Source organism: Ramlibacter sp. (assembly GCF_035706265.1).
Classification (GTDB): Bacteria; Pseudomonadota; Gammaproteobacteria; order Burkholderiales; family Burkholderiaceae_C; genus Ramlibacter.
In genome coordinates this window covers 1-4,464 of record NZ_DASSVG010000252.1, presented here as the reverse complement: position 1 = coordinate 4,464, position 4,464 = coordinate 1, and the positions used below count along the sequence as shown (strand labels likewise).

The 4,464-nt window shown below is 67.9% G+C and carries 3 protein-coding genes; 1 reads left to right on the top strand and 2 read right to left on the bottom strand.

Annotation, left to right across the window (positions count from 1 at the left end; translation table 11 throughout):
- Together VFM98_RS09355 and VFM98_RS09350 are read right to left on the bottom strand one after the other, a co-directional pair.
- Window positions 1–699: PilN domain-containing protein (locus VFM98_RS09355; protein WP_325109653.1), on the bottom strand; the 699-nt coding region annotated here is incomplete at its 3' end.
- Window positions 696–1,775, bottom strand: coding sequence for a pilus assembly protein PilM (locus tag VFM98_RS09350; RefSeq protein ID WP_325109651.1), 1,080 nt, complete (start codon window positions 1,773–1,775; stop codon window positions 696–698). The genes VFM98_RS09355 and VFM98_RS09350, both read right to left, overlap by 4 nt.
- 350 nt (window positions 1,776–2,125) lie before the next feature.
- Here VFM98_RS09350 and VFM98_RS09345 point away from each other — a divergent pair.
- On the top strand, window positions 2,126–4,464 hold a 2,339-nt coding region (locus VFM98_RS09345; protein WP_325109650.1), incomplete at its 3' end, for a penicillin-binding protein 1A.

Sequence of the window (4,464 nt, the reverse complement as noted above, 5' to 3'; positions counted from 1 at the left end):
GGGCCCCCCGGGGGTGGCGGCCACCGCGCCGGCGACCGGCTGGCTGGCCGCTGCGGCAGGTGCGGCACCCGCGGTGGCCGTGCCTGCGGCGGCGGCGCTCGCTGCAGCGGCGGCCGCTGCGGCAGCCTTTTCCGCCTCGCTGGCGCGCACCAGCTTCACCGTCATCTTGAAGTTGGCGACGCGCCGGGTGTCCTTGGGCGGCAGCGTCACGTTGCCCGCCACGATCTCCACCAGCTCGGGCCGGGTGATCCAGGCGCTGCCGGAGCTCAGGTTGCGCAGCAGCTCCGACACGCGCTCGTTCGACTGCGCCACGCCGGCGAGGAACACCGTGTCGTTGTTCTGCTTCATGGAGTTGAGGTACACCCCGTCCGGCAGCAGGCGCGACAGCTCGTTGAGCAGGTGCACCGGCATGTTGCGGTTGGCCTGCAGGTCTTCCACCGCCTGCTGGCGCGCGCGCAGGGCGGCGATCTCCTCCTGCAGGCTGGCGATGTCCTTGATCTGGGCGTCCAGGCGCGCGATCTCGCTGGTCAGGACCTGGTTGCGGTCACGCTGGGTGGAGATCTGGGCCGCGTACCAGAGGAAGATGCCGCCGGCGACCAGCGCGCCGGCCATCGCGGAAGCGCCCAGGCCGACGTAGAACCGCTCGCGCCGGCGCTTGCGTGCCGCCTCCCGGTGCGGCAACAGGTTGATCAGGATCACTGCAGGAACCTCCGCATGGCCAGGCCGCAGGAAGTCAGGTACGACGGCGCTTCCCGGCGCACCTTCTTTTCCCGCACGTTGGAGCCGAAGTCCATGCCCTGGAAGGGATCGGCCAGGACACAGGGGAAGGAAGTCTGGGCCGTGATGGCGTCGCTCAGGCCGGGCAGCGCCGCCGAGCCGCCTGCCACCATGATCTGGTCGACGCGGTTGTGCGGGGTGCTGGTGAAGAAGAACTGGAGCGCGCGTGCGAATTCCTGCGCCATGCTGTCCACGAAGGGCTTGAGCACGCCCATCTCGTAGTCCTCGGGCAGTTCGCCGCTGCGCTTCTTGCTCTCCGCCTCCTCGGGGGAGAAGCCGTAGTGGCGCACGATCAACTGGGTGAGTTGCGCGCCGCCGAAGGCCTGGTCGCGGTCGTACAGCACTTCGTCGTTGCGGATCACCTGCATGCTGGTGGTGCTGGCGCCGACTTCGAACAGGGCCACCAGCTGGTCGTGCCCGCCTTCGGGCAGGGCGCCGATCAGGCGGCCGGCGGCCAGCCGCGCCGCATACGATTCGACGTCGATGATCACCGGCTTGAGGCCCGCCGCTTCGGCCAGGCCCTGGCGATCCTGCACCTTCTCCTTGCGCGAAGCCGCGATCAGCACTTCGACGTCGCCGGCTGAAGTGGTGCTGGGGCCGACCACGCAGAAGTCCAGACTCACTTCATCGAGCGAGAACGGGATATATTGGTTGGCCTCGGTTTCGACCTGGATTTCCAGCTCCTGCTCCGACAGGCCGCCGGGCAGGATGATCTTCTTGGTGATGACCGCGGAAGCGGGCAAGGCCATCGCCACGTTGCGGGTGCGCGTGCCGCTGCGCTTGACGACGCGCCGCATCGCCTCGGCGACTTCGTCGAATTTCTCGACGTTGCCGTCGTTGATCCAGCCGCGTTCCAGCGGTTCGATGGCGCAGCGCTCCAGGACATAGCCTCCGTCCTTGCGCAGGCCCAGCTCGACGAGCTTGACGCTGGAAGAACTGATGTCCAGCCCCAGCAGGGGGGCCGCCGGGCGGCCGAACAAAGACCCGAGAGAGATCAAACCCGCCTCCTCCAACGCCTTCGTGTCAAGGCGTAACGAACTTAAGATTCCACATCAATGCTAGCAGTAAGGTCCTTGTCGCCAAAGGAATTTCCTGGCAGCTCCACCGCGGGACGTTGGAAAAAGCAGACGGCCGATGCTGCGATACTGCGGCCCTGTCCGGGCGCCGTGCGGACGGGCGCGAGCCTGTGCGGAACCTGCCGGGGACGGCCGGGCTCTCAAGGAAGCGCCGGGCCGCCCCAGGCTTCCCTGCGCCCCCTGGTGGAGCCGCGCGCCGCGCGGCGGCGTCCCTGGGGGCCCGGACGAATGCATTTTTATAATGGGCGCCCCGGGACGCCCGCTGGAGTTTTATGGCTTCCGACCCCTCTTCCGATGCTCCCGGCCGTGCGCCGCGCAAGGTGCGTCCGTTCTGGCAACGCTTCCTCCTGAAGTTCTTCGGCTGGACCTTCGGCCTGGTCTTCGCGCTGGTCGCCGCGGGCGTGGCCGTGGGCGGCGTCGCGCTGGCGGTGGCCTACCCCAACCTGCCCGACATCGCCGACCTGGCGGATTACCGGCCCAAGCTGCCGCTGCGCGTGTACTCCAGCGACGGCGTGCTGATCGGCGAATTCGGCGAGGAGCGGCGCAATCTCACGCCGATCAACGAAATCCCGCAAGTGATGAAGAATGCCGTCCTCGCCATCGAGGACGCGCGCTTCTATTCGCACAGCGGCGTCGACTACAAGGGCCTGGTGCGGGCGGCCATCGCCAACCTGGGACGGGTGAAGAGCCAGGGCGCCTCCACCATCACGATGCAGGTGGCGCGCAACGTCTACCTTTCCTCCGAGAAGACGTACACCCGCAAGCTCTATGAAGTGCTGCTGACCTTCAAGCTGGAGCACCTGCTCACGAAGGACCAGATCCTCGAGATCTACATGAACCAGATCTTCCTGGGCAACCGCGCCTACGGGTTCGCGGCCGCCTCGGAAACGTACTTCGGCAAGCCGCTGAAGGACATCACGATCGCCGAAGCCGCCATGCTGGCCGGCCTGCCCAAGGCGCCTTCCGCCTTCAACCCGGTGAACAACCCCTCGCGCGCCCGCGCCCGCCAGCTCTACATCATCGAGCGCATGGAGGAGAACGGCTTCATCTCGCACGAGCAGGCCGAGGCCGCCAAGAAGCAGGAACTGCGCGTGCGCACGGGGGTGCAGACCACCGCCGTGCGGGCCGAGTACATCGCCGAGACGGTGCGCCAGCTGGTCTACGCCCAGTACGGCGACGAGACCTACACCCGCGGCCTGAACGTCTTCACCACCATCCGCGCCAAGGAGCAGGAGGCCGCGTACAAGGCGCTGCGCCAGGGCATCATGAGCTACGAGAAGCGCCAGATCTACCGCGGCCCCGAGCGCTTCGTGGACCTGCCCGACGACCCGAAGGAGCTCGACGACGCCATCGACGACGCGCTGGCCGAACACCCGGACAACGGCGACGTGCTGGCGGCCGTGGTGCTGGAAGCCACGCCGAAGAAGATCGTCGCGGTGCGCGCCAACGGCGACCAGGTCGAGATCACCGGCGAAGGCCTGCGGCCGGCGCATTCCGGGCTGTCCGCCAAGGCACCGCCCAAGATCAAGATCCGCCGCGGCGCCGTGATCCGGGTGATGAAGTCGCCCAAGGACGCGTGGGAGATCACCCAGATCCCCGAGGTGGAGGGCGCCTTCATCGCGCTCGACCCGCGCGACGGCTCGATCCACGCCCTGGTCGGCGGCTTCGACTTCAACAAGAACAAGTTCAACCACGTCACCCAGGCGTGGCGCCAGCCCGGCTCGGGCTTCAAGCCCTTCATCTACTCCGCGGCGCTGGAGAAGGGCTTCACGCCCACCACGATCATCAACGACGCGCCGCTGTTCTTCGGCGGCGACGTCACCGGCGGGCCGCCCTGGGAGCCCAAGAACTACGACGGCAAGTTCGAGGGTCCGATGGCGCTGCACACCGCGCTGGCCAAGTCCAAGAACATGGTCTCGATCCGCATCCTGCAGGCGGTGGGCACCCAGGCCGCGCAGGACTGGGTCACCCGCTTCGGCTTCGACGCCGAGAAACACCCGCCCTACCTGACCATGGCGCTGGGGGCGGGCTCGGTCACGCCGATGCAGATGGCGCTGGGCTACTCGGTGTTCGCCAACGGCGGTTACCGGATCAACCCGTGGCTGATCACGCGCATCACCGACCAGAAGGGCAAGACGCTGGTGGAGAGCCAGCCGCCGCTGCTGAACGAATCGATGCGCGCCATCGACGCCCGCAACGCCTTCATCATGGACCGGCTGCTGCAGGAAGTGGCGCGCTCCGGCACCGCGGCGCGTTCGCAGCGCGAGCTGAAGCGCGCCGACCTGTACGGCAAGACCGGCACCACCAACGACTCGATCGACACCTGGTTCAACGGCTTCCACCCGAGCCTGGTCGCCATCGTCTGGATGGGATACGACACGCCGCGTTCACTGGGCGACCGCGAGACCGGCGGCGGCCTGAGCCTGCCGATCTGGATCAACTTCATGGAGACGGCGCTCAAGGGCGTACCGGTCATGGAGCCGGCCGCACCCGAAGGCGTGATCAACGTCGCCGGCGAGTGGTACTACGACGAGTACGCGCCGGGCGCGGGCATCCGCAGCCTGGGCCTGGCCGGTGAGCCCGGCGGCCCCGGCATGCCGTCCAATGGAGC